Genomic DNA, 24976 nt, shown 5'->3' on the forward strand with positions numbered 1-24976 from the left:
CCGGTCCTGCGGTGTTAAAATTTGTTAAAATAGCTGCTTTATCTGCCTGTCTTACTTATTTTTGGATTTAAATCCGATAAGCTTAACAGCTGCGATTCATGAAGAGAAAAAGCCTTTGGTTAATTACCGCTTTAATGACTGTGGCCTTATTAGGGGTCTTTGTAATGCAGCTGTATTACATCAGGGAAGGATACAGGCTAAAATCTCAGCTGTTTGAACAGGATGTCAATCAGGCCCTGACTGCTGTTGCAGGAAAAGCACAACGCTTAAATGCGGTAGATAATATTAATAAGAAGGATCTGGAATGGCGTATTAAGCTCGAAAACCAGCGTCGTGACCGCACCAGAAAGCTAATAGATCTCGATCAGAAATTTAAAGAAGACGAGCGTCAAAGAAAATACCGGCAGCAGAAACAGATTATTGACGAACTGAATTATCAGGACGAAATTATCCGTAAAATATATCTCAGTCCTGCTATTATATCTGAAGCAGATTTTTTTGCATTAGCGAATGAATCGACCACCCCGTTAAATGTTGACGTTAATGTCGGGTTTGATGCCGACTTAAATATGATTGGCAGTAATGTGCGCAAGACCTTCAGAATGGGAGGCACCAAGACTTTTAATATTGAGCCTAAGAAACTTCCGGATAGTATTCGTTATCTGGTCTATAGCAGGGTAGATGGCCGGCCGCTCCGGGTTTCGCTGCCTAGTCAGACCGATGAGATGAAATCAAAATTTCGTCTGGAAGATGAGGTTGCAGCAAGGCGGAAAAAGAATGAATTGAAGGAACTTCAAAGCGATACCGTTCTGTTCCATGAAAATGATTTTAATGTGCTGGAAGCGGCTGCTAAAGAGATGAGCCAGGTAGATGTGCCGCTGCGCTCCCGTATTGATCCGGACATGCTGGACACATTGCTCAGGAAGGAATTGGAGAATAGAAATATCAGATTGGATTACAGCTTCTGGTTGAAAAGTGTAACACATAATACGGTGCTTTTTCGCAAAGCCTCCGTCGAAAAAGGAGAACTTTTGCCAGCCAATACTTATCAGACCACACTATTCAGCCAGGATGTTATCCGCGATCCCGGAATGCTTTATGTTAATTTTCCAGATAAAGAGTCTTTGATCTTCAGTAATCTGGGTGTGACTATGGCTTCCTCAGCGGGACTTTTGCTGGTGCTGATCTCTATTTTCTCCTATACGCTTTATGCAATTTTGAAACAGAAGAAAATCTCCGAGATGAAAACGGATTTCATTAATAATATGACGCATGAATTTAAAACACCGGTATCTACGATTATGATTGCCAGTGAGGCGCTGCGTGACCCGGAGATTCTTGAGGATAAAACCAGGGTGAGCAGACTTGCGGGGATTATTTATGATGAAAATGTCAGATTGGGTAATCATATAGAAAGAGTGCTGAGTATTGCCAGACTGGAAAAGAGAGAGCTTCAACTTGACTATGAGCCTGTAGACATGCATACTTTAATTACTGCGGTGGTGGACAGTATGGATCTGCAGTTTCAAAAACGATCGGCAGATGTATTGCAGGAACTTCATGCAGTAAATCACGTCGTGACTGCAGACGAATTACATTTGTCCAACGTACTCTATAACCTGCTCGATAATGCCAATAAATACAGTAAAGAGAAACCGCAGATCCGTCTGACTACCCGTAATTCAGGGAATAATCTGATTATTGAAGTAGCGGATAAGGGAATCGGAATAACACGGGAACATAGTAAACGGATTTTCGACCAGTTTTACAGAGTGCCGACTGGGAATCTTCATGATGTGAAGGGTTTTGGACTTGGGTTAAACTATGTAATGGATATTATCACACAGCTGAAAGGGACAATCAGCGTTAAAAGTGAAAAGGATAAAGGTACTGTATTTGAGATCGTATTGCCGCTGGCTTAATGCTGAAGCAGGAAATTAGAGCTAACCTTATATAAACGTATAAAAAAGATAAGATGAAGAAAATTCTGCTGGTGGAAGACGACCCTAATCTGGGCATGCTGTTACAAGACTATTTGCAATTGAAAGGTAAGTTTGATATTGTCCTTTGTGTAGATGGAGAAGAAGGTCTGCGTGCTTTTAGCCGCCAGAACTTTGATCTATGTATCCTGGATGTGATGATGCCTAAAAAAGATGGTTTTGCACTGGGGAAGGAAATTCGTAAAATGAATGAGCATGTGCCAATTATTTTTGCGACGGCGAAAGCAATGATGGAAGATAAAGCTGCAGCCTACGATCTGGGCGGAGATGACTATATCACCAAGCCATTCCGAATCGAAGAGCTTTTATTGCGTATCAATGCTTTACTGAAAAGAGTGTCGGCTAAAGAAACCGTTCCCGCTGCTCCCGAACAGACTCTTTTTGAAATTGGAAATTACACATTTGATTATACGACGCAGCTGATTACCCACAAAGGAGTGCAGCAAAAACTCTCCACCAAAGAGGCCGAATTACTGCGTTTACTCTGTTTGAAGCAGAATGCCGTGTTGACAAGAGAAGAAGCATTACTCAGTATATGGCACGATGATAATTATTTTAACGGACGATCTATGGATGTGTTTCTCAGTAAGTTACGTAAGTATTTAAGGGAGGATTCCAGGGTTGAAATACTAAATGTACATGGTAAGGGTTACAAACTCCTGATCAATCTTTAGTACCTTTGCAGTTCAAATGCTGCGAAATATGTCCGAATACAATCCTGCTGAAGTTGCTGCCAGATTCATCAATTACACCTCCAGACACATTTTTCTGACCGGTAAAGCCGGAACCGGAAAGACTACTTTTTTGAGGAATCTGATGGAGCTGACACATAAAAGAGCAGTAATTGTCGCTCCGACAGGTATTGCAGCGATCAATGCAGCTGGAGTTACTATTCACTCACTTTTTCAATTACCTTTCGGGACTTATCTGCCTAAAGCTCCTGCAGTGGAGCCTTTCAATCAGTTGTATAATACCCCGCGGTCAATCGTGCGGCATTTGCAGATGAATACGACCAAGCGGCGGATATTTCAGGATCTGGAACTGCTAATTATTGATGAGGTCAGTATGTTGCGGGCAGACCTGCTTGATGCAATTGATATGGTGCTGCGTTATATCCGTAAAAATAATGAAAGCTTTGGCGGAGTACAGGTTTTGTTTATCGGAGATCTTCATCAGCTGCCGCCGGTGGTTAAAGCCAATGAATGGCAATTGCTCGGAGAGTTCTATAAAAGTATTTATTTCTTTGATGCACATGCGCTGCAGCATCATCCACCTGTTTATATTGAGCTGGAGAAAATTTACCGCCAGGCCGATGATGTCTTTATCAGCCTGCTTAACAATCTCCGGAATAATGAGATCACGGCGGAAAATATAGCATTGCTGGAAAAATATTACCGTCATGATTTTGTACCCGGAAAAGACGATAAATATATTACACTTACCACGCACAACCAGCGTGCAGACACCCTGAACAAGAAAAGTCTGGAAGAACTTGAAGGTAAGTCATATTTCTATAAAGCTACAATTGATGGTGAGTTTTCCGAAGGGTCTTATCCGGCGGAACATCGTCTGGAATTAAAGCTTGGCGCACAGGTTATGTTCATTAAGAACGATCAGAGTGGGGAAAGGAAATTTTTTAATGGTAAGATTGCAACCGTCATCAGCCTGGACGAGGACCGGATAGAGGTGCTCACAGATGGAGAGGGTGAAAAGATTGTACTGGAAAGCTTTACCTGGAAAAACATCAGGTATACAAACCATAAGGTTACCAACGAGATTGAAGAAGAGGTAATCGGTAAATTCATCCAGTTTCCGATAAAACTCGCCTGGGCTATTACTGTGCATAAAAGCCAGGGTCTTACTTTCGATAAAGCAATTATTGATATTGGGAATGCTTTTGCCCCCGGACAGATTTATGTAGCACTATCAAGGCTGCGTTCATTAGATGGTCTCGTGCTGACTTCCCAAATCTCCAGAACGGGAATCAGGCAGGATCAAAACGTATCGTTATTCTCTAAAAATAAGCAAACTCAGCAGACACTGGATGAGCAGATCAAGCATGAAAGTGAATTCTTTCTACGCAGGTATCTGCTGCAATGCTTCGATCTCACGCCACTTGATAATTTTGTTTACGAACACGTACATTCCTATTCAAAGGATATTAATAAATCTGCGAAGCAGAAGCATGTAAAGTGGGCTCAGCAACTCTTAAAGGATCTAAGTGAGGTTAAATCTAATGCGAGTAAGTTTCTTGCTCAAATACAACGGCTCTGCCAGGATCAATCAGAAGACGGGCTCCGGATTTTACTGGAAAGAACGCAGGCTGCGGAGAAATACTTTAATCCCCTGCTGCTGGACTTAAGCCGGAGAATCTTTGAAAGGATGGAACTGGTAAAACAAGACAAACTGGTTACAGCCTATTTAACAGAGTTGCTCGAAATGGAATCTTTGTTCTATGAGCAGTTTAAGAAAATTAGAAAATCTTCGGGTCTGCTGCAATGTAAGATTGATGGTACCGATTTTACAAAAGCAGAAATGAGCGGTCTGCTGAATCAGGAGGAAAGAGAAGCCCAAATGAAAAAGGTTCATGCGGTGCCCGGTAAACTTGATTTTACAGCGAAGCGGGAAAGGGCTAAGAAATCTGACGCGCCTAAGGAGCCTAAAGAAGATACGAAGGAAGTTTCACTGGAGCTTTTTCTCGATGGAAAGTCGATCTCTGAAATTGCTTCGGAACGAAAGATGGTCGTTGGTACAATAGAGGGGCATTTGGCCCATTATGTGGCCAAACAGGAGATTTCAGCGCTGGATATACTTGGAAAGAAGAAATTAGATAAAATCCTGCAGGCAATTAAGGTACTGCAAACCATGAACCTGACACCGATCCGTGCCCACCTGGGTAAAAGTTATACTTTCGGTGAGATTAAGATCGGTATCGCAGCGCATCTGGCGGAGGGAGAGTAATCAGATTTCCCCTTCGAAAACTCTCTTTGCCGGTCCGCATAAAAATATATTACTGTAGTTATCGCCATTCGCTTCAAACTGTACTTTCAGTCTACCGCCCAAGACCTTAATGTCAGTTTCAATTTTACCCTGCTGACCTTTGGTATGCGCAATCGCCAATGCAACTGCAGTAACTCCGGTTCCGCATGCATAAGTTTCGTCTTCCACACCCCTTTCAAAAGTTCTTACAAAAAGATGATCAGGGTGTTCTTCCACGAAGTTTACATTAATACCTGCTGTTTTATAATTTTCCTGATTGCGAATCTGTTTGCCGTCCTGATATACATCTTTAGTGTCCAGGCCAATTACCTGTTGTACATAATGCGGTGAGCCAGTGTTCAGCACATAATCTTCACCATCGCGGTTTAGCGCATGGACATCTATCATCTGTAGTTCGACCCAATTACCTTCAGCTGTAATTTTGGCATAGTGAGGCCCGTCGACTGCCAAAAAGTTAGTCTCACTGTCAATGATATTCAGGTGCTTAGCAAATGCGACGATACATCTGCCTCCATTTCCGCACATACTGCCGGGATTTCCATCTGCGTTGTAATAAACCATTTCGAAATCGTAATCCGCATGATTTTGAAGGAGCATAAGACCGTCTGCCCCAACGCCAAAACGCCTGTCGCACCACTGGCGGACAGTATCTGTGTCCTCCGGATTAAAGGCTCCGCTGCGGTTATCAAGCAGGATAAAATCGTTACCGGCTCCCTGGTATTTATAAAAATGTACTGACATATCTTTGGCGTAGGATTGATTTAACATTTTTTAACACTAATAGCTGTGTTTATACCTGCAAATATCGTTCTAATGGTATTAAATTTGAATACCTTGTACAAAAGAATTTCATATGCCGCCTTAAATTCAATTTGATGCCCAGTCTTGATATCATCGGACAAAAATATCGTGGCGGGCAAATCAGGAACAGAGGTTAGCTGTTCATCAGAAATAATCTTATACACAAATAGACCCGGTATTCCACCGGTTTTATAACAAATGAAAAATAAAACAACATGAAAAAAATAGCATTAATTTTCTTAGCCGCATTCGTAGGTGGCGCAGCAGCAATCGGTGGCTACAAAATGTTGGAAAATAAAACCAACAACATGACCCTTGCTGAGAAGCAGAACCTTCTTTTTGCGAGTAATCCTTCAAAAATTTCATCTGCCGGAGCGGTTGATTTTGTTCAGGCAGCCGCAGTGGTTTCACCAGCTGTCGTGCATATTCAGACTACATTTAGTTCTTCTGGTTCATCCGGCCCTTCCTCACCGATGGATATGATGGAAGAATTCTTTGGCGGCCGGGGCGGCCGCAGAGCTCAGCGTGCGCCAAGAGCAGCTTCGGGTTCCGGAGTTATTTTAACTTCTGACGGTTATATCGTGACGAATAATCACGTTGTGGACAACGCTGAGAAAATTCAGGTGATTTTGTCTGACAGACGTAAAGTAGAAGCTAAAGTAATTGGCCGTGATGCGAATACCGACCTTGCACTGATTAAAGTGGAAGCAACAGATTTACCAGTAGTTAAAATGGGTAATTCAGATAACGTTCAGGTAGGAGAGTGGGTTCTTGCAGTAGGCTTCCCGCTAAACCTGCAAACCACAGTAACAGCCGGTATTGTGAGTGCTAAAGCCAGAGCAATTGGTATTTTAGGCCGCGAACAGCAACAGCCTACAGAAGAAGAATATGAAGAGTATCAGCGTACAGGTAAAGTTCCTTCACGTACAAATTCTGCCATTGAATCTTATATTCAGACAGATGCGGCAATTAACCCAGGTAACAGTGGCGGCGCCCTGGTAAATGCGAACGGTGAGCTGATCGGTATTAATGCAGCTATCGCTTCACAGACTGGTACTAACGAGGGTTACGGCTTTGCTATCCCTGTTAATCTGGCTAAAAAAATTCTGGAAGATTTTAAAAAATACGGAAGTGTAAAAAGAGGTTATGTGGGAGTAACATTCCAGGAGCTGAATGCAGACGTTGCTGAACAAAATAAAATTAAAGATATCAGTGGTTTGCTGGTTAGTGGTGTCGTACCTGGTGGTGGCGCGGCTGCAGCTGGTATTAAAGAAGGAGATATCATTAAGAAAGTAGATGGTAAAGAGATTTTTGCCTCACCAGATCTGCAGGAAAAAATTGGCAGACTGAGTCCTGGTGACAAAGTTCAGCTGACTATTTCCAGAGGCGGTAAAGAACAGAACGTATCGGTAACCTTAAAAGGTGAAGAAACACTGGCTAAGACCAAATCAGAAACAGCAGGTAGAAGTACCGGCATGAGCATTGATAAATTGGGCGCAAGTTTTGCTCCGGCATCCGCTTCGGCTAAGGAAAAATATGGGGTGAAGAATGGTGTCATTGTAACCAGCGTTGTTCCAGGTAAACTGTTTGATAGTTTAGATATCCCGAAAGGATTATTGGTAACTACGATCAATGGTAAAGCTGTTAACAGTGCAAAAGATGTCGAGTCGGCATTACCAACTTCGAAAAACGGCAAGATTACTGTTTCAGGAGTCGGACCTAACGGAAATTACACGTTTAGTTTCAACTAACCGCCGCATTTTAAAACTTTAAAACGGGTAGCAATTAAATTTGCTACCCGTTTTTTTTGCTTAAAAAGGCCCATGGCGGCTTGTCAGGGCATTCTGATGTAGAATGTTTCTAAATAGGTTAATTCTTTTTATTTGGACTGGTATATGTATAAATTAAGTCATTTATTAAATACTTTTGCATTAATAGAACTCAAAAATAAATAAATCTAATGGCTAGTTTCGGAAACGCTTTTTCCTCATCTATAGGAAAAAAACTAATAATGGGTATCACCGGCCTGTTTCTAATTTTATTTCTTATTGTACATTGCTTTATCAATGCTTTGATATTTGTCAATGACGGTGGTTTAACTTTTAACATCGGTGCACATTTTATGGCAACCAACTGGCTGATCAGAGCTTCTGAAGTAATTCTGATGGCGGGTTTATTGCTGCACATCATTCAAGGTCTGCGCCTTACCTTTCAGAATCAGGCAGCCCGCCCTGAGAAGTATGCAGTGTATGATGGTAAAGCAAACAGTAAATGGTATTCCCGCTCTATGGGTTTATTAGGTACGTTATTGCTGATTTTCCTGATCGTTCACTTATCGAACTTCTGGGTAGTTTCACGCTTTACTGGTATTCCTACTGAAGATGCTAACGGGCACGAAGACCTGTTCGCGGTGATGAAGGAAACATTCCAGAACGTATGGCTGGTAGTATTGTATGTATTGGCAATGGGTTCATTGCTATACCACTTATTACATGGTTTTGCATCTGCGTTTCAGACTTTAGGCTGGAATCACAAGAAATACTCACCGCTTATTAAAGCGCTTGGTGTATGGTATTCCATCATTATTGCAGTGGTCTTTGCGGCAATGCCGATTGCCATGTATGCAGGGTTTATTAATTAAGGTTTAGAACGTATAACGCTAAATAGAATGGCAGATATGAATGCAAATATACCGGAAGGTGAACTGACCGGTAAATGGACTAAACTGAGGTCTTCAATGCCTCTTGTTAATCCGGCGAATAAAAGAAGTATAGAAATAATTATTGTAGGTTCAGGTCTGGCAGGTGCTTCGGCAGCGTCCACCCTGGCTGAAATGGGATATAAGGTTAAATGTTTTTGTTTCCAGGATTCACCTAGAAGAGCTCACTCAATCGCGGCTCAGGGTGGTATCAATGCGGCAAAAAACTATCAGAATGATGGTGACAGCGTTTACCGTTTATTTTATGATACAATTAAAGGTGGTGATTACCGTGCCCGTGAAGCTAACGTACACCGTTTAGCTGAGGTTAGTGCAAACATCATCGACCAATGTGTTGCTCAGGGTGTTCCCCTGGCCAGAGAATATGGTGGATTACTGGATAACCGCTCATTTGGTGGTACACAGGTTCAACGTACTTTTTATGCAGCAGGTCAGACTGGTCAGCAATTACTTTTAGGAGCATACAGCGCACTGGAACGCCAGATTGGCATGGGTAAAGTCGAAATGTTTACCCGCCATGAAATGCTTGATGTTGTCGTAATTGAAGGTAAAGCGCGTGGAATTATTGCGCGTAATCTGATTACCGGAGAACTGGAGCGTCATTTTGGTCATGCAGTATTGTTGGGTACCGGTGGATATGGTAACGTATTCTATCTCTCTACAAATGCAATGGGAAGTAACGTAACTGCAGCCTGGAAAGCACATAAAAAAGGCGCTTACTTCGGTAACCCTTGTTTTACTCAGATTCACCCGACCTGTATTCCGGTTTCAGGAGATCACCAGTCTAAGTTAACCCTGATGTCTGAGTCCTTACGTAATGACGGACGTATCTGGGTTCCTAAGAAAAAAGACGATCAGCGTAAAGCAACCGATATTCCAGAAGAAGAAAGAGATTATTATTTAGAGCGTCGTTATCCTGCTTTCGGTAACCTGGTTCCACGTGATGTGGCTTCCCGTGCTGCTAAAGAGCGTTGTGATGCAGGTTATGGTGTTGGCCAGTCTAAATTGGCTGTATACCTCGATTTTACTGCAAATACAGAACGTTACGGACGTATCGAGGCTACAAAACACAATATCCACAATCCTGACCGTGAAACTTGCATGCGTTTGGGTCGTGATGTAATCAAAGAAAAATATGGTAACCTGTTTGATATGTACAAGCAGATCACAGGAGAAGATCCTTATGAACTTCCGATGCGTATCTATCCTGCTGTTCACTATACAATGGGTGGTCTTTGGGTTGATTATAACCTGATGACGACGGTACCTGGCCTTTATGCGCTGGGTGAAGCGAACTTCTCTGATCATGGAGCTAACCGTTTAGGTGCGTCTGCACTGATGCAAGGTCTGGCAGATGGTTATTTTGTAATTCCTTATACAATAGGAGCCTACCTGTCAAAAGAGCTGGCGACTAAACCTATTCCATTGGATCACCCTGCCTTTGTTGAAGCAGAAGCTAGTGTAAGAGGTATTCTTGAGCATTTCCTGTCGGTTAAGGGAACGAAATCTGTGGATTTCTTCCATAAACGTCTAGGAAAGATCATGTGGGAGAAATGCGGAATGGCGCGTAATGCAGAAGGTCTTACTTCAGCGATAGCCGAAATTCAGGCTTTACGTAAAGAATTCTGGCAAGATGTGCGTGTTCCCGGTGAGATGAATGAATTCAATCCTGAGCTGGAGAAAGCCGGACGTGTGGCAGACTTTATTGAACTTGGTGAACTGATGTGTATGGATGCATTGCAGCGAAACGAGTCTTGCGGTGGTCACTTCAGAGAGGAATATCAGACTGAAGAAGGTGAAGCATTAAGAGATGATGAAAATTATGCTTTTGTTTCAGCCTGGGAATACAAAGATGATGTGAAGTTTGAACTGCATAAAGAGCAACTGAAGTTCGAAAACATCAAAATCGCACAAAGAAGTTATAAATAAGCTAGTACTAAAATCTCCAATACCATGAGTACAGGAAATATGAATTTAACGCTGAAAGTTTGGCGTCAGAAAAATAACAAAGCCAAAGGTAATTTGGTCGATTATAAAATGTCGGAGATTTCTCCTGACATGTCCTTCCTAGAAATGTTTGACGTTTTAAACGAGCAGCTGATCAATAAGGGAGAAGAACCAATTGTATTTGATCATGACTGCAGAGAAGGTATCTGCGGCGCATGCTCGATGTATATTAACGGAAGACCTCACGGGCCTAAAGAAGGCATTACTACATGCCAGCTTCATATGCGTTCGTTCCAGGATGGCGATACCATTGTTGTAGAACCATGGAGAGCTAAAGCATTCCCGGTAATTAAAGATTTAGCGGTAGACCGTACAGCATTTGACAGAATTATTGCGGCAGGTGGTTTTATTTCTGTGAATACAGGAAATGCACAGGATGCAAATGCATTGCCTATTCCTAAATTTCAGGCAGACTCTGCTTTCGAAGCAGCAGCTTGTATCGGATGTGGCGCTTGTGTAGCAACATGTAAGAATGCTTCGGCCATGTTATTCACCTCGGCGAAAATATCTCAGCTTGCACAACTGCCTCAGGGTCAACCAGAGCGTTACCGTCGTGTTCAAAGTATGGTTGCACAGATGGATGCTGAAGGTTTCGGTAACTGTACTAATACCGGCGCCTGCGAAGCAGAATGCCCTAAAGGAATCTCCCTGGAGAATATTGCAAGAATGAACAGAGATTTTTATTCAGCAAAATTTGTTTCTGAGGAAGAAGTTTAATAGATTTAGGTCTACGAGACAAGGATTTAACAAGAAACCCCGGCAGATTTTGCCGGGGTTTCTTGTTTTTAGGCCATGCTAAAACCTGCTGTTTATGCTTTTGCTGGTTTCTTAGTCAGCCCGAAATGGATTGGGATATTATACTTCACCCGGACTGGTGTATTACCTACTTTTCCGGGAATCCAGTTAGGGGATTCTGTAAGCACTCTGACTGCTTCCGCATCCAGGGCTGCATTCAATCCTCTTTCGACTTTAACATGGCTAATTTTACCATCCGTTTCTACGATATAGCTTAGGAACACTTTGCCCTCCACCTTATTTTTAGCGGCTGATTCCGGGTATTTAAGTGATGCGCCCAGATATTCATAGAATTTTTTCATGCCCCCCGGGAATTCCGGTTGGGTGTCAGTTTTAACGAATTCGTAGACCTTTCCTGGCTCCTGCTGCTGTAAGCCGAATTGATTTAGTGGCGTGGAGGCAAAGTAGGAATTTCCGGTGCCTGAGTTTTCGGACTTTGTCTCTTTTGTCAACGTTGCAGATGTCAGTAATAATGTTCCTGCGCAAAGAGGTACGAACAGCGCGTATTTCAATGCCGCCGGTTTTGCTGATTTTCTTTTGTTTAACATATGAATTCGGGTTTTAAGTAAAGGTTCATTGAAAAAACTATTGGTCAGTACCTGGGGATTAATCCGGAGCGCTTTACTGAGCAGCAGCATGGCATAGGCAGACTTGTCGCCCTGATATGCAGAAGCTATTTCATCTGCATAGAACTCATGGACCTGTACTATCGACTTTTTATAGGCGTAGATCACCGGATTGAACCAGCACATAATTGCCAGGATCTCAAAAAAGATAATGTCCGCACTATGTAAATGTCTGATATGGACCTCCTCATGCCTGTCAATTATCGCTGCACCAACCAATCTTCTGTCGACACATTTAAAGCTGAAAAATGAGAAGGCCACGCCCGAAAGGGGTTCGCTTATTATTTTTCTGAGTTGAATCAGACGCCTGAATAGCTTTAAGGTGAAGAAAATACCACCAGCCAGATAAATACTCAAGGCAAAACTGATCCATATGGGAGTATTGCTTTTCAATGGCGATACGCTAACCTCAGAGAGCATAATTAATATCTCCCGGGGGTTGTTCTCATTAAGGAGGTCTTTTTGCAAGGGCAGCCAGTCCTGTGGTATCAGCGGTATAAGCATCGCGGACATTGCAGCCGTGATCAGGTAATATCTGTTGAGCCTGAAAAACGTCTCCTTTTCAAGGAGCAGTTTATAGAGAAGATAAAATAGCAGCAGACTGCTGTTGACCACCAAAATATAAATAATCCAGTTCATCTTATTTCTTTTTTAGTTCATTGATCATTTTCAGAATATCATCCACATCCTTAACGTCCAGCTTTTCCTCTTTCACGAAAAACGAAAACATGCTTTCCACTGAGTTTCCGAAATAATTGCCCAGCAATTTGTCTGTGGCGTGGCGCTTATAATCTTCAAGTGAGATAATCGGATAATACAGGTGCGCTTTGCCGGCTGGCTCATGTGCAATAAATCCCTTGGTTTCCAGGATCCTGATTATTGTAGATACCGTATTGTACGCTGGTTTTGGTTCTGGAAGTAAGTCAACTACTTCTTTCACAAAGCCTTTTTTAATCTGCCATACAATTTGCATGATTTGTTCTTCTGCTTTAGTCAGGTCTTTAATTTCCATAATTCTTTTTATCTGGCTTTGTGCCGTTTGTAACTAAGCCTTTAGTTAAATGTACAAACTAAACTCTTAGTTACAAAGAGAAATATTGAAAACTTTGATAAATAAAAAAAAGGTAGCCATCCAGCTACCTTTTTTATTTATTAACTAAAACTAAACTATATATGGTGTTAATCCCTCCAGAACGGAGGAAAGGGTGTTTAGTGCAATTTAAAAGGGCTGTATTGCCCGGTCAAATACGATCTTTTTCTTAAAAAAAGCTGTAGATCATCACAGTTAAAACGGGAATCAGCATTAACAGGAATGGAGAAACAGTTGTTAATTTATCCATAATATATGTTTTGGCAGCGGATAGGCTGCTGATATGAGATTGGTAACTATTGTACATCCTGTCACTTACAAGCGGTTGTGAAAGGTGTTGATATGCTGAAGTTTTCATAGGTATATATTTTGTTGTGAAACTGCTGATATTATGCTGAACTGTTTTTTGGTCGAGGTAGTAAGCAGAAGTTTTCATCTTTATTTCGTTTTGTTGAAACAAATAGAATTATAAATTTTTGGCTGTTAAAATGTTTTATACGAAGGGGATATAATTCTAGATCAACGGCTCAAATCAGATAAACAGGCATATTTCATGGGTTTATCCAGTTCGTAGAATAAAAATGCCTGTTCGTCGATTTAAATACCGATCAATAGGAGATTTCTCGTTTTATTCCTATCAGAACGCGGTTTAATTTTAAAAATTAATAGCTTTAGACCTGATTCTTATTGTGCAAACAAATGAAAGATAATAGAGAGATCATTTCCCATTTAGCTTACTGGATGTTTATCGGGGCAATTCTTGGCCTGACGATATTTATGAGTGGCAAAAGCATATTTTCCCGGGAAGTCGTTGTTAGTCTTGGCTATTATTCTATAATCAATATCTCCGTATTCTATATTAATTATACCCTGCTGATCCCTCAGCTGCTGAAAAAGTACTGGATGTATATTCTGGCGCTTGTATTATTAATTGCTGGGATGACGGCTGCAAAAACGATCATCGCGGTATTATACAGGGATGTGATTTTAGAGCACCATGACAGTAAAACAGGAGCGCTGCAGGAAACGGATCTCTCTGTATATATGATTAGTACTGTGTTCGTGTCGGGTTTCTTTATCATTTCCAGCTGCCTGATTAAATTCATGCTGGATTGGTTCAGTAATATCAGGGTACAACGTAGTCTGGAGAATGAAAGGAAAGATATGGAGCTGCAATTCCTTAAATCGCAACTTAACCCGCATTTCTTGTTTAATTCGCTGAATAATATTTACTCACTCGCTTACCAGAAATCTGAGAAAACAGCTGATGCCGTACTTAAATTATCTGAAATAATGCGCTATATGATCTACGAAAGCAATGATATATGGGTGGAACTTAGCAAAGAGATCTCCTATCTTGAAAGTTATGTAGACCTGCATCGACTGCGTTTTAAAGATGGTGCAGCCATTGAGATGAGTATTAATGGCGAAATTAAAGATCAGAAGATTATCCCCCTGGTGCTGATCTCATTTGTAGAAAATGCATTTAAACATGGCGTGGCAAATGATCCTGCCGACCCGATTCGTATTAATATCATCGCCAATCAAAAGATTCTTCATTTCAGTATTACGAATAGGAAGAGAATTGGAAATAAGGATGAGGTGGGTGGAGTAGGTCTAAACAACGTTGAAAGGCGTTTACAGTTGCTTTATCCAGATAGATATAAATTAAATATTGTAAATTCAGCAACTCATTATACCAGCGAGCTGATGCTGGATATATAGATTATAACGAAAAAATTATTAAACAGCCCTAAAATGACTTTGAAGTGTATAGCTGTAGACGATGAACCATTAGCGCTGGATATCATCGAAGATTACGTATCGAAAGTACCTTTCCTGGAACTGGTTAAAAGAACCGAAAATGCAATTGAAGCTTTGCAGCTGGTTCAGGCAGGTGGTATAGACCTGGTTTTTCTGGATATACAGATGCCCGATCTGACTGGTATACAGTTTCTTAAAATTGCCAGTAATAAAGCCAGTTATATTCTTACTACTGCCTATTCACAATATGCGCTGGAAAGCTATGACCTGGACGTTTCAGATTATCTGCTAAAACCAATCGCATTTGACCGCTTCTATAAGGCAGTTGAAAAAGTACATAACAGACAGAATAAACAGCTGGAAGGGAATCAGACAATTGTAGCTGCAACCACTCCGGTTCCGCCACCGGCTCCGGCAAACCATTCAGAACAGGTGACAGATTTTATCTTTGTTAAATCAGAACATAAGATCCAGAAGATTGAACTGAACGATATCCTCTATATTGAAGGTTTAAAAGATTATATCTCAATTTATACAAAGAATGAGCGGGTGATCACGCTGCAGAACATGAAAAGGATGGAAGAAACTTTGCCTTCTGCAAATTTCATCAGAGTACATAAATCCTATATCATCGCACTGGATAAAATCGAAAGTATAGAGCGCAGCCGAATCAGTATCTGTGATAAGATCATTCCGATAGGAGATACCTACAGAGATGAGTTCTTCCGCCGGATTGAGAATAAGAATCTATAATATTTCGTTCTTCAGCGGGCTTAGTTTTTCATTTGATTTAAGCTTATCCGGATTGATTTTTCTGCCTGCAAAGCAATCTCCTCAGGATTCAGCCCTTCAGTGATGATAGGGCTGAGTACAGTCCAACGGAGTTTTAACCCGGCGCAAAGTGGAAATGGTCCGTATTGCACAATTTTCCAGGAATTTTCAATAGCAACAGGTACGATGAGTGCGTCGGGAACTGCTTTCAGCAGTGTAGCTATACCACCGACCTGAAAAGGTTTCATCTGTCCGTCTTTAGCACGTGTACCTTCAGCGAAGATCATTGTCGACCAGTTATTCGATTTCATTCTGCGACCCAATTTGATAATTTCAGATACGGCTTGCTTACTGTCTTTCCGGTTTATATTGGCTCCTCCTCCATGTTTCAGGTTATAGGATATGGAGGGAATACCCTTGGTAAGTTCTATCTTCGAGATAAACTTTACGTGGTATTGTCTGAGAAACCAGATCAGAGCGGGAATATCATACATGCTCTGATGATTGGCAATAAAGATTACCGGGCGGCCCTGCGGAAGTTTTTGTTTATTAATAAATGTAGTAGATGAACCCAGGAATATCTGGCAATAGGTCAGACAAAAATTAAGGTAATCTACAACCACTTTATGTGCCCGGTATCCAAATAAACGGAAAGAAATCCATTGGAGCGGATGAAAGATCAAAAGTGACAAGGTGAAAAAAAAGTAGAAAACAGGGGTAAGGATATAACCCAGAAATTTGCTCATGTGTAATTTATAATTTGCCTTCGAGTATCATTATTTTAGCTTTTAGCAGAGCGGCCACGCTGATACTATCAGTGATAGATCCATTTTCTGCCATTGTGCATGCTTCTTGCAACGGGAGGCGGCGTAAAACCAGTTCTTCGGTATCTTCAGGGGCAGCCTGTCCCTGTGTCAATCCTCTGGCTAGATAAACTATTGCCAGTTCGTCCGTAACTGAGTTAGATAGGTGTAAACGCTGTATTTCCGTCCATGAATCTGCCGAAAGACCTGTTTCTTCCTGAAGTTCCCGTTTTGCACTATCGAGTGGGGATAGATGTAACGGACCACCACCCTCAGGAATTTCCCAGCTGTAGGCTTTTAGGGGGTAGCGATATTGTCCGACAAGCCAGGTATGCATTTCATCGTCAACCGGAAGAATCCCAATAGCCAGGTTTTTAAAGCTTACCTGACCGTAAATACCTTTGCCGCCGGAAGGATTAATCACCTGGTGTTCAGTAAGACCAATCCAGTTATTTTCATAAACCAATCTGCTTTCCAATGTAGTCCAGGGATTTTCATTTTCCATGCCGCAAGATACAAAAATCTAGAATCTCCAAAAACCTGTCATTCGGATAGGCCTTAAACAAAAAATGACCGCTGTAAAGCGGTCATTTCCTTAAAATTGGCCTTCATCAGGTCTGTTGTCAACCTGTTCAGGTTTCTTCTGTTTTTTCTGGAACGTCGTCTGACCGAAGCGGTAAGAGAACGTAATGTTGCCCATCGGACCTGTCATATAGCGTTCAAAATCTACGATAGACCTGCCGTCATTGGTTACCATACCAAACTGGCGTGTGTTGAAAATATCTCTTACATTCAGGCCGAGGGAAGCTTTTTTACCCGGAAAATCGTATTTAGCGCCGCCGTCAAAAGTATACATCGACTTCCGTCTACCTTGAGCCAGTACCTGCGACGAAGTGTATTCACCTCTGAGCTGTAAAGTAATTCCGTAAGGAAGTACAAAATTGTTAGTCAGGTTAGAGTTCCAGCTAAAACCCGAATTGCCGGCAATGTCATAAGCTGGGACAGCATCAATTTTACTGTGATATACATTTACGTTTGCTGTAAAGTTCCATGCTTTTAGCACATCGACTTTAGCAATTAGTTCCAGCCCGCTCGAAAGATCTTTAGTTAAATTCTGAGGAGTAGAGATAATCACCCCATTTTCATCAGGCTGAGAACGTACACGCTGAATAAGGTCGTTCGTTCTGCGTACGTATGCACTGGAAATTAAGGTAACTTTAGGCCAGAATTTGCTGTATCCGAGTTCGAAAGCATGTACATCTTCAGGCAGCAGGTTTGGATTACCGCGACGCCAGTTTAAAGGATCACCATAATCAATAAACGGATTGGTATCCCATGGTCTTGGTCTGTTTACTCTTCTGCTGTAACTTAACTGGATCTGCTGCTCATGTTCCATTTTCTGTGTCAGATAGATACTTGGATAAAGACGTTTATAAGCAATTTTAGAAGTTGCATTTACCAATTGGTTATTCAGGTCATAACCACCGCTATTAGATACCAGGGAAGCATCTTCTGCACGTAATCCGAACTGATAACCGAATTTGCCAATCTGATTCTGATAATTCATATAGATTGCATGTACCTGATCTTTACTGTCAAATAAATTTGTCAGACGCAGATCCGGGCGGTAACTTTCTAAATCGTAGTCAAATAACTGGGCATCTGTAGTGTTGTCTGAAAAACGGATCTGGCTGCGATATCCTGCCTCCAGTTTACCTGTTTTACCGATCGAAGTATTATAATCTGCCTGAATATTATAGTTTTTGTTATCGCCCTCATTATCATTCGTACGTCTTTCGCCATTACCAGGAGCAATACCGTTCAGGCTTTGCAGATCGGTAATGTATCGCTGGAAATTGTCGTTATTACCTTTGGAGAAGCCAAAATTGAAAGTCAGCTCTTCACCTGGTTTAAACTTATGGCTATAATCCAGGTTAGTATCAAAACTCTTGCCGCTGCCCAGATTAGTATTTGTCCGGTTGCTCAGTTCGAGCGGATTACGTTGTGCATTATATTTATTAATGTCCAGTAATTCAGTCCGGTCATTATCCCTGATATTAAAACCGCCAGAAAAACTCAGAATATCTTTAGAAGTCAGATAATAATCCAGACCTGCTTTTACATTATGACTTTTATCGGTGTTTCTAGAGTCTGTCAACTGATCGGCGAAGGCAAGTTCACCAATGGGCTGCAAGTATTCTATATTATTGAAACCTCCGCCAATTCTATTTCCTCTTCTGAAAGAATAATTACCATAAAGATTCACTTTTTTATTTTGAAAACTAAGACTGGTATTTGCGTTATAGTTATCCCTGTTTCCTGCAGTAAGTGCAACATTCCCGTTAAAGCCTAATTTAGCGTTCTTTTTCAATACGATGTTAATGATACCTGATTGCCCTTCTGCATCATATTTGGAAGAAGGGTTTGTGATTACCTCCACAGTTTCGATAGAACTGGCAGGGATGGACTGCAGAATCTGCGCGACATTTCCACCTGCAATTAAAGAAGGCTTACCGTCAATCAGTACCCTTACGCCAGTAGAGCCTCGTAAGCTTACATTTCCGTCCACATCAGTCTGCACAGAAGGAACATTCGCCAGCAGGTCTGTGGCCGAACCACCTTCACTGACAAGACTTTGTTCAACAGAAAATACTTTTTTGTCTATGCCCAGCTGTATAGTACTTTTCTGGGCTGTAATCGCAACTTCATTCAGCACATTGCCTTTAGAAGCAGTCATTTTTACAGTTCCAAGATTGAAGTCTTTACCTGCAACCAGTGTCACGTTATTTTTTACCATTGTTTGATAACCAACATAGCTGATTTTAACCGTGAAACTGCCAGCGGGAAGATTTGGAATCGAAAGGTTACCGTCTGCATCAGTCTGGGCAGTACGGACAACGGCTTTGGTACTGTTATTTAAAACAACAGCCGAAGCGAAAGGAACAGTTTCATTATTTTGCACATCTACAACTTTTCCGGTAAGTTTACCGTTGCCGGTATTTTGAGCCTGGATAGCTGAAGAGACAAAGAAGTTTAAAATTAAACTGAATAATAGAATTTTGTAGATAGACAGGTTCATTAAGTTAGTGTATTTTGGTGTATTTTCTTAGGATGGACAAAGTAACGGTGCGATAGTTTAAAAAACAGGTGGTAACTATTTTATTACAACGCATATATGGTTAATTACAGTAATATTTTTGTGAATGAAGGTTTAAGCTATTCTGCCTATAAAGAATTAGTTACAAAGCGCCTTGAGAATGGTCAGACTACGGGGGAAGACAGTAGTGACGCCATGCTGCATTACAGTAAAATGAATCTTCAGCGTATGAAGCGGGTTGAAAAAACTATTCGGGTTCTGCCAGAACTCGAAAAAGAGCTTTTGGCATTAACAGATCGATACCGTCTACTGATTATTACTGAAGGCTGGTGTGGTGACGCCGCTCAGTTGGTACCGGTATTTCAGCACATCGCTTTACAATTTCCTGAAAAACTGGAGCTACGACTCGTCCTGCGTGATCAACATTTAGAATTGATGGATGCGCATCTCACTAATGGTGGTAGGGCTATCCCTGTTATGCTGATAATTAATGAAGAAGGTGAGCAGATTGCAAAATGGGGTCCCCGGCCGGCAATTCTGCAGGAAATGCTCGGTGGATGGAAGAAGGAAGAATCAGATCTATTCAAAGTAGCGGAGAAACTGCATCACTGGTACGCAAAAGATCAGACCAGACATACACAAGAAGAGCTCAGCCAGGTTTTCCGGTCTTTGAAATAGAGCAGGCAGACCGGAAGGCCGGATTAGTCTACAGTCACAGTCAGTCCTTCCTGCTGTAATATTTTACGATAGATTTCCATCTCGGTAAAAGACCCTTTTAAAACGGCACATTTGCCCTTGTTATGAACTTCCCAGGCAATCTTTTCTGCCTGTGAATCTGTATAGTCCAGATATTTGGTCATACAATGGATTACATGGTCAAAAGTATTCACATCATCATTCCAAAGAATAAGACGGTGAGAAGTCTTCAAAGAGGACAGGATCTCTTCCAGCGTAAATGATTCTTCTTTCGTTTCTGTAGTCATTTTACAAAAATAACCTAATTTCAAAAAAAAGATACGTTAAAATAAAATTATTATTATCTACTGGATCAGCTTCCTTTTGCCGAACGTGTCATTTGTGCGAATGAATCCCAAAGTTCATCTGGAATTGCTTCCAGGCCGTTAAATTGCCCGGCACCCTGCAACCATTCGCCTCCGTCAATAGTGATTACCTCACCGTTAATATAAGAAGAGAAATCGCTGAGCAGAAATGCAGCCAGATTAGCCAGTTCCTGATGCTCACCGACTCTTTTTAGCGGAACCCTATTTTTGAAATCGAACTTTTCGGCCAGATCTCCCGGTAGAAGACGTTCCCAGGCTCCCTTGGTTGGAAATGGCCCCGGTGCGATCGCATTAGTACGGATACCATATTTACCCCATTCTACAGCCAATGACCGGGTCATTGCCAATACACCGCCTTTTGCACAGGCAGAAGGCACAACATAGGCAGAACCAGTAAATGCATACGTAGTTACAATATTAAGAATGCTCGCTGGCTGTTTAGCTGCGATCCAATGTTTACCGAAGGCAAGCGTACAGTTAACCGAACCTTTCAGCACAATGTCAATTACAGTAGAGAAAGCATTCGCAGAAAGTCGCTCGGTAGGGGAGATGAAGTTTCCCGCTGCATTATTCAGCAGGCAGTCGACCTGTCCGAAAGTCTGCAGGGTTTCTTTCAACACATTTTCGACCTGTTCGTACTCGCGTACATCACAGGCAACAGCAAGTACCTTCCCGCCTGTTTCCTGCTCCATTTCTTTTGCAGTCTTTTCCAGTACATCAGCTTTTCTACTGGTGATTACTAAGTTTGCACCCAGCTTCAGGAAGTACGTACCCATTGCTTTCCCCAGCCCTGTACCACCGCCTGTAATTACAATTGTTTTGCCTTTCATGGCATCGTCCCTTAACATTGGCTGATTATACATATGCTTACTTTTTAAGGTTATCAATTAACATTTTGAGAATACTGCGTGTTGCAGGAGACCACCATTGTTCCAGCATCCTGTCCAGCGCGAGCGTTTGATCTGCTGAAGTGGCTGCTATAATTCCCGCACGGATATTCAGTTTACTTTGCTGCCAGGTCTGCGGTTCAAAAGCCATATACTTTCTGACTTTTCTTTCGGCGGCGGTCATGATACTTTCCGGCTTAACCAATTCATCTACCAGCCCGATCTTTAACGCCTCTTCAGGGTCAAATAATTTACCTTCGAGCAGACTTCTGGATGCAGCGGCATGACCCAGCCAGAAAGCATAGAGCTGAAAGATGCTGTCCGGAACAATAATGCCGACAGGTACTTCGTTCAGACCGATAATGAACTTGCCCTCTGCCATAACCCGCGCATCACAGGCCAGTGCGATCACACAACCGCCAGCAGGAGCATGCCCATTCAGTGCGGCCACCATCGGTTTTTTAAACGCAGTAATAATAGATCCAAAACGGAGAAAGAGCTCCCAGAAAGATCGGGTATCTTCCTGATCATATCCGTATAATTCGATCAGGTCCAGGCCGGCCGAAAAGAAATTATCACGTCCGGTGATTAGTAAGCCACCTATGTTATCATCTTTCTCGATATTCAGCAGCATATCCGTCAGCTCGGTGATCATCTCCCGGTTCATAGCATTTGACTTTCCTCTGTTGAGGGTTAATATAGCCAAACGGTCTTTGATCGTTACATGTATGGTGTTCATATTTTTGTCTTAAAATTAATCTACAGTATAAGTCAGGACTTTACGCCCGGGCCTTCCCAAATTATCCATTCCCTCTATTACAACTCTGTAAGTTCCGGATTCGTCTGTATTATAGAAATTTATTTTTGTATTCCCTCCGGTTCCGGTATATAAATTTGGTTTCCACCAGACCGTAGAACGCAAATCGCGGCCCTCTGGTTTTTGCTCCGGGGTGTATACCGGCGAATAAAATTCTGGGGAAGAAGTATATCCCTGCGCGAATACCGTAACAAGACCAGGTATATAACTTTTAAAGGCTGAGCGGGAGTCACCACGTTTGGTTGTGATCAGCAGGACACCACCTGCAGCACGCATACCGTAAATAGCCGTGTAATTTATACTTTTCAGGATCTCCACCGTCTCCACATCCACAGGGTTGATATCATCCAGAAACTCGGGGTCTACATACATGCCATCTACTACAATCTGCATCGGATTCTCCAGGCTTCTAACCAGATAGGCCTTACCTGTCTGAATAACCAGACCTGCAACCTTCCCTTGCAGACAGTCGGATAATCTGACACACGTGCCCAGCTCGGCAGCCAGCAAAGTCCGGTCTGCATTACCGCTTCCATTGAGATTATCTGTTCTGATAGTCTTTTTTCTTTCAGTGCGGACCTGAACCTCATTTAACTGAAAACTTCGCTGTAGCAATCCTTTGCTGGTCTGGTCATTCAAAAAAGCTTCGCTTCGCAAAATATATCTGCTGATTGCTTCATTAACATTCAATGTAATATCAGCGAAATTCTTGTTCCGAGTCGCTACCATGGCAGGCCGCAGATCCATTTTAATTTCAACATGTTTTTTGTCCTTTGCTGTTCTGGCCTGAACGACGAATTTTGTCGTGTCATTGAAAGCCAGGTTGTCAAAATTGAACCGGCCAGATGCGTCAGTCAGCGTATCAAGCAATAAAACACCATCCTTATTACTGAATAAAGAAATTTTACCGCCTGCTACAGGTTTACCTCCTGTAGTCAGGACAGTTCCACTGATAGCAAGGGATTTTTCTACACCGAATACGGGTTTTGCCTGCTGATCGGCCAGGATATCTTTCCAGCTATACCTGCTCCATCCCTGTGTTAGAAGTAAATCGTCCAGTTTTTCAAGAGTTGCCGGTTGCCGGTCTGCCAGATACTGGTTTGGTTTCTCAACATATCCTCTTAGATCTGAGGTCAGTAACAGCGTGGTGAGGATATTTGATTCATTTTCCGTTTCGGGAATTACGATATTGGTGTTGGTTACTGAGACGGAAAAACTACCGTTTACCGGTTGTCCAGCAGCAGTAGCCTGTAATGTCGCCAGGACATTTCCACGTTTTTTATAACTAGTCTCTATCCCCTGCAGGTCGATGTCAATTTCTTCGGCCGCATTATGGACAAAAGCAAGTCTTTCTGCTAGTGGTCTGTTCTGGTTGTCAAAGAGTGTCAGCCGTATAAGACCCGAAGGAAGATCCTTTTCCGGTATAAGTACGTTGGTCAGCTGCTTGTCAGAAAGAATCTTAATAGTACTTAACACCTTTTGGTTATGCTGTACCATAATTCTGAGTTCGCCCTTATCCAACATGGACTTGCTCAGCATGGCTTTAACCTGTAGCTTCTGGTCAGGCCTGTGGTTCACAGTCAGTACATACCCGTCCTGCTTTACGGGAGGAAGCTGTAAGGTCTGGGTTGATCCGTCTCTGAATTCAATTTTAGCTTGATAGATCATTCCGGGCTGTGGGCTGAGAAAGAAACTGCCCATACCTGTTTCTGCGGTTTTAAACTTTACAACCAACTGTCCGTCCTGATCCACTACAGTCCCTGTACAAGGTTCGGCGAGACCTGTTGTCCCTAAAGATTTGACACCTACTTTAGCGGGCAGACCCTCCACAAGGTATCCGCTTTCTGGAAAAAATTGTACAGCAGTTTGCGCTGACAGCCTGTGGATAGGGATTCGTTTATCAATTCTTTGCTTGTTTACCAGATCCAGCCGCGTTTGAATATATCCGGACTGTGGGTATACAGATTTGCCGGAGAAGGATAGAATGATCTCTCCATCGCTGTTTGTAAAAGCTTTACCGCGCTCCACGGTTTTGTTTTGCAAGAAAACTTCATAGCTTACCGGTCTGGCGGCGTATGGGATTCCCTTTTTATCCGTATAGCTGATCTTAGCTTCGGTTCTGGTACCACGCTGATCTGCCGTATATGAAAAAGAAGTATGTGTGAACACCTGGTTAGCCCAGGCATTTCCGATTTTAATTGTACGGTCGTAAAAAAACTCTTCACCTGCATTGCGCATATGATTAGTATAAGCCCTGATCCGGTAATTTCCTTCCTGAAGTGTATCTGTCAGCTGAACAGAACCCCAGGTTATGCCCGATGTTAAAGGTAAGATGAGCTGTTTGGAAACAGAATCTTCGGGATTGATCAGCTCAACATAAAGTAACTGGCTTAATTGCGTTGAACGATCTTCCAGATCTGTGCTGACATAGGCTTTAAACCAGATTCGGTCTCCAATTGCATAATAGGGCTTATCCAGATGGAGGTGTACTTTTTCTTGGGGATTCAGTTCTGCATAGGCATTAATTCTCCGAAGTAAAAGCTCAAGGGGATCGTCAGCATTACAAAATGCAAAAAGGAGAAAGCAGACTGCTGCCGAGAGAAAAGATAGAAGAGAGGCGCGGAATTTCATCAGGGGCTAAAATGAATTAACCCTCAAATTAAAGTATTTAAGGGTTAATTACAAATTAAATTATGCCTTTTCTCTGAAATTTATCTAATCAAATGTTGTTTTGTCTC

At 42.1% G+C, this 24976-nt stretch carries 21 protein-coding genes; 10 read left to right on the forward strand and 11 right to left on the reverse strand.

All coding sequences use genetic code 11. The features are described 5' to 3' along the window. Positions 1-98: 98 nt before the first annotated feature. Genes BLR53_RS07415 through BLR53_RS07425 form a run of 3 tightly spaced genes read left to right on the forward strand, consistent with a single transcriptional unit; the run spans position 99 to position 4961 of the window. A complete protein-coding gene (locus BLR53_RS07415; protein WP_074588707.1) occupies positions 99-1922 on the forward strand; it encodes a sensor histidine kinase in 1824 nt (607 codons plus the stop codon). Between the two features lie 53 nt (positions 1923-1975). Next, the gene (locus BLR53_RS07420; protein WP_037442296.1) at positions 1976-2674 is read left to right on the forward strand and encodes a response regulator transcription factor; all 699 of its coding nucleotides are present in this window, start codon (positions 1976-1978) and stop codon (positions 2672-2674) included. Positions 2675-2702: 28 nt separating this feature from the next. Next, positions 2703-4961: a helix-turn-helix domain-containing protein gene (locus BLR53_RS07425; protein WP_051760026.1), complete on the forward strand. Its 2259-nt coding sequence runs from the start codon at positions 2703-2705 to the stop codon at positions 4959-4961. Here BLR53_RS07425 and dapF read toward each other — a convergent pair whose 3' ends face one another. Continuing rightward, on the reverse strand, positions 4962-5768 hold the full coding sequence (dapF, locus tag BLR53_RS07430; protein WP_244889464.1) for a diaminopimelate epimerase: 807 nt from the start codon (positions 5766-5768) through the stop codon (positions 4962-4964). It lies immediately after the preceding gene. Between the two features lie 248 nt (positions 5769-6016). Here dapF and BLR53_RS07440 point away from each other — a divergent pair, with 248 nt between their 5' ends. From BLR53_RS07440 to BLR53_RS07455, 4 genes are all read left to right on the forward strand, one after another. Then, positions 6017-7552, forward strand: coding sequence for a S1C family serine protease (locus tag BLR53_RS07440; RefSeq protein WP_037442298.1), 1536 nt, complete (start codon positions 6017-6019; stop codon positions 7550-7552). Between the two features lie 209 nt (positions 7553-7761). Beyond that, positions 7762-8442 carry a succinate dehydrogenase cytochrome b subunit gene (locus tag BLR53_RS07445; protein ID WP_037442300.1) on the forward strand — a complete coding sequence of 227 codons (681 nt, stop codon included), beginning with the start codon at positions 7762-7764 and terminating at the stop codon, positions 8440-8442. 27 nt (positions 8443-8469) lie between these two features. Then, positions 8470-10449, forward strand: a complete 1980-nt coding sequence (locus tag BLR53_RS07450; protein WP_037442301.1) for a fumarate reductase/succinate dehydrogenase flavoprotein subunit — start codon at positions 8470-8472, stop codon at positions 10447-10449. Between the two features lie 24 nt (positions 10450-10473). Continuing rightward, the gene (locus BLR53_RS07455) at positions 10474-11244 is read left to right on the forward strand and encodes a succinate dehydrogenase/fumarate reductase iron-sulfur subunit (protein ID WP_037442303.1); all 771 of its coding nucleotides are present in this window, start codon (positions 10474-10476) and stop codon (positions 11242-11244) included. Between the two features lie 92 nt (positions 11245-11336). Here BLR53_RS07455 and BLR53_RS07460 read toward each other — a convergent pair whose 3' ends face one another. The 3 genes from BLR53_RS07460 to BLR53_RS07470 all read right to left on the reverse strand — a co-directional run bounded on the left by BLR53_RS07460 (position 11337) and on the right by BLR53_RS07470 (position 13396). Beyond that, positions 11337-12587, reverse strand: coding sequence for a M56 family metallopeptidase (locus tag BLR53_RS07460; RefSeq protein ID WP_074588716.1), 1251 nt, complete (start codon positions 12585-12587; stop codon positions 11337-11339). Between the two features lies 1 nt (position 12588). Continuing rightward, on the reverse strand, positions 12589-12960 hold the full coding sequence (locus BLR53_RS07465; RefSeq protein WP_037442307.1) for a BlaI/MecI/CopY family transcriptional regulator: 372 nt from the start codon (positions 12958-12960) through the stop codon (positions 12589-12591). Between the two features lie 247 nt (positions 12961-13207). After that, on the reverse strand, positions 13208-13396 hold the full coding sequence (locus BLR53_RS07470; protein ID WP_139218412.1) for a hypothetical protein: 189 nt from the start codon (positions 13394-13396) through the stop codon (positions 13208-13210). Positions 13397-13737: 341 nt separating this feature from the next. Here BLR53_RS07470 and BLR53_RS07475 point away from each other — a divergent pair, with 341 nt between their 5' ends. After that, on the forward strand, positions 13738-14763 hold the full coding sequence (locus BLR53_RS07475) for a sensor histidine kinase (RefSeq protein ID WP_074588719.1): 1026 nt from the start codon (positions 13738-13740) through the stop codon (positions 14761-14763). Positions 14764-14796: 33 nt separating this feature from the next. Then, on the forward strand, positions 14797-15555 hold the full coding sequence (locus BLR53_RS07480) for a LytR/AlgR family response regulator transcription factor (protein WP_074588722.1): 759 nt from the start codon (positions 14797-14799) through the stop codon (positions 15553-15555). A 20-nt stretch (positions 15556-15575) separates the two neighbouring features. On the opposite strand, the gene BLR53_RS07485 is transcribed toward BLR53_RS07480, so the two are convergent. The 3 genes from BLR53_RS07485 to BLR53_RS07495 all read right to left on the reverse strand — a co-directional run bounded on the left by BLR53_RS07485 (position 15576) and on the right by BLR53_RS07495 (position 19455). Further along, positions 15576-16319, reverse strand: coding sequence for a lysophospholipid acyltransferase family protein (locus BLR53_RS07485; protein ID WP_037442315.1), 744 nt, complete (start codon positions 16317-16319; stop codon positions 15576-15578). Between the two features lie 7 nt (positions 16320-16326). Next, on the reverse strand, positions 16327-16881 hold the full coding sequence (locus BLR53_RS07490; protein WP_037442317.1) for an NUDIX domain-containing protein: 555 nt from the start codon (positions 16879-16881) through the stop codon (positions 16327-16329). A 90-nt stretch (positions 16882-16971) separates the two neighbouring features. After that, complete coding sequence (locus tag BLR53_RS07495) at positions 16972-19455, reverse strand: TonB-dependent receptor (protein WP_074588724.1); 2484 nt, start codon at positions 19453-19455, stop codon at positions 16972-16974. A 96-nt stretch (positions 19456-19551) separates the two neighbouring features. Here BLR53_RS07495 and BLR53_RS07500 point away from each other — a divergent pair, with 96 nt between their 5' ends. Next, a complete protein-coding gene (locus BLR53_RS07500; RefSeq protein ID WP_074588727.1) occupies positions 19552-20151 on the forward strand; it encodes a thioredoxin family protein in 600 nt (199 codons plus the stop codon). Positions 20152-20174: 23 nt separating this feature from the next. On the opposite strand, the gene BLR53_RS07505 is transcribed toward BLR53_RS07500, so the two are convergent. The 4 genes from BLR53_RS07505 to BLR53_RS07520 all read right to left on the reverse strand — a co-directional run bounded on the left by BLR53_RS07505 (position 20175) and on the right by BLR53_RS07520 (position 24869). Beyond that, the gene (locus tag BLR53_RS07505) at positions 20175-20456 is read right to left on the reverse strand and encodes an ATP-dependent Clp protease adaptor ClpS (RefSeq protein WP_037442321.1); all 282 of its coding nucleotides are present in this window, start codon (positions 20454-20456) and stop codon (positions 20175-20177) included. Positions 20457-20521: 65 nt separating this feature from the next. Continuing rightward, positions 20522-21397, reverse strand: a complete 876-nt coding sequence (locus tag BLR53_RS07510) for an SDR family oxidoreductase (RefSeq protein ID WP_074588729.1) — start codon at positions 21395-21397, stop codon at positions 20522-20524. Positions 21398-21401: 4 nt separating this feature from the next. After that, entirely contained in the window at positions 21402-22160 is a 759-nt protein-coding gene (locus BLR53_RS07515) for an enoyl-CoA hydratase/isomerase family protein (RefSeq protein WP_074588731.1), read from the reverse strand. Positions 22161-22175: 15 nt separating this feature from the next. After that, positions 22176-24869, reverse strand: coding sequence for a carboxypeptidase-like regulatory domain-containing protein (locus BLR53_RS07520; RefSeq protein ID WP_074588733.1), 2694 nt, complete (start codon positions 24867-24869; stop codon positions 22176-22178). Between the last annotated feature and the right edge of the window lie 107 nt (positions 24870-24976).

Source organism: Pedobacter antarcticus (genome assembly GCF_900103515.1).
Taxonomy (GTDB): Bacteria; Bacteroidota; Bacteroidia; order Sphingobacteriales; family Sphingobacteriaceae; genus Pedobacter; species Pedobacter antarcticus.

Excerpts from the sequence above, each read along its gene's own strand:
- BLR53_RS07495 (WP_074588724.1), bottom strand. The coding sequence starts at position 19,455 with ATGAACCTGTCTATCTACAAAATTCTATTATTCAGTTTAATTTTAAAC.
- BLR53_RS07480 (WP_074588722.1), top strand. The coding sequence starts at position 14,797 with ATGACTTTGAAGTGTATAGCTGTAGACGATGAACCATTAGCGCTGGAT.
- BLR53_RS07515 (WP_074588731.1), bottom strand. The coding sequence starts at position 22,160 with ATGAACACCATACATGTAACGATCAAAGACCGTTTGGCTATATTAACC.
- BLR53_RS07445 (WP_037442300.1), top strand. The coding sequence starts at position 7,762 with ATGGCTAGTTTCGGAAACGCTTTTTCCTCATCTATAGGAAAAAAACTA.
- BLR53_RS07465 (WP_037442307.1), bottom strand. The coding sequence starts at position 12,960 with ATGGAAATTAAAGACCTGACTAAAGCAGAAGAACAAATCATGCAAATT.
- dapF (WP_244889464.1), bottom strand. The coding sequence starts at position 5,768 with ATGTTAAATCAATCCTACGCCAAAGATATGTCAGTACATTTTTATAAA.
- BLR53_RS07485 (WP_037442315.1), bottom strand. The coding sequence starts at position 16,319 with ATGAGCAAATTTCTGGGTTATATCCTTACCCCTGTTTTCTACTTTTTT.
- BLR53_RS07500 (WP_074588727.1), top strand. The coding sequence starts at position 19,552 with ATGGTTAATTACAGTAATATTTTTGTGAATGAAGGTTTAAGCTATTCT.
- BLR53_RS07415 (WP_074588707.1), top strand. The coding sequence starts at position 99 with ATGAAGAGAAAAAGCCTTTGGTTAATTACCGCTTTAATGACTGTGGCC.
- BLR53_RS07440 (WP_037442298.1), top strand. The coding sequence starts at position 6,017 with ATGAAAAAAATAGCATTAATTTTCTTAGCCGCATTCGTAGGTGGCGCA.
- BLR53_RS07510 (WP_074588729.1), bottom strand. The coding sequence starts at position 21,397 with ATGTATAATCAGCCAATGTTAAGGGACGATGCCATGAAAGGCAAAACA.
- BLR53_RS07505 (WP_037442321.1), bottom strand. The coding sequence starts at position 20,456 with ATGACTACAGAAACGAAAGAAGAATCATTTACGCTGGAAGAGATCCTG.
- BLR53_RS07470 (WP_139218412.1), bottom strand. The coding sequence starts at position 13,396 with ATGAAAACTTCAGCATATCAACACCTTTCACAACCGCTTGTAAGTGAC.
- BLR53_RS07420 (WP_037442296.1), top strand. The coding sequence starts at position 1,976 with ATGAAGAAAATTCTGCTGGTGGAAGACGACCCTAATCTGGGCATGCTG.
- BLR53_RS07520 (WP_074588733.1), bottom strand. The coding sequence starts at position 24,869 with ATGAAATTCCGCGCCTCTCTTCTATCTTTTCTCTCGGCAGCAGTCTGC.
- BLR53_RS07425 (WP_051760026.1), top strand. The coding sequence starts at position 2,703 with ATGTCCGAATACAATCCTGCTGAAGTTGCTGCCAGATTCATCAATTAC.
- BLR53_RS07490 (WP_037442317.1), bottom strand. The coding sequence starts at position 16,881 with ATGGAAAATGAAAATCCCTGGACTACATTGGAAAGCAGATTGGTTTAT.
- BLR53_RS07475 (WP_074588719.1), top strand. The coding sequence starts at position 13,738 with ATGAAAGATAATAGAGAGATCATTTCCCATTTAGCTTACTGGATGTTT.
- BLR53_RS07460 (WP_074588716.1), bottom strand. The coding sequence starts at position 12,587 with ATGAACTGGATTATTTATATTTTGGTGGTCAACAGCAGTCTGCTGCTA.
- BLR53_RS07455 (WP_037442303.1), top strand. The coding sequence starts at position 10,474 with ATGAGTACAGGAAATATGAATTTAACGCTGAAAGTTTGGCGTCAGAAA.
- BLR53_RS07450 (WP_037442301.1), top strand. The coding sequence starts at position 8,470 with ATGGCAGATATGAATGCAAATATACCGGAAGGTGAACTGACCGGTAAA.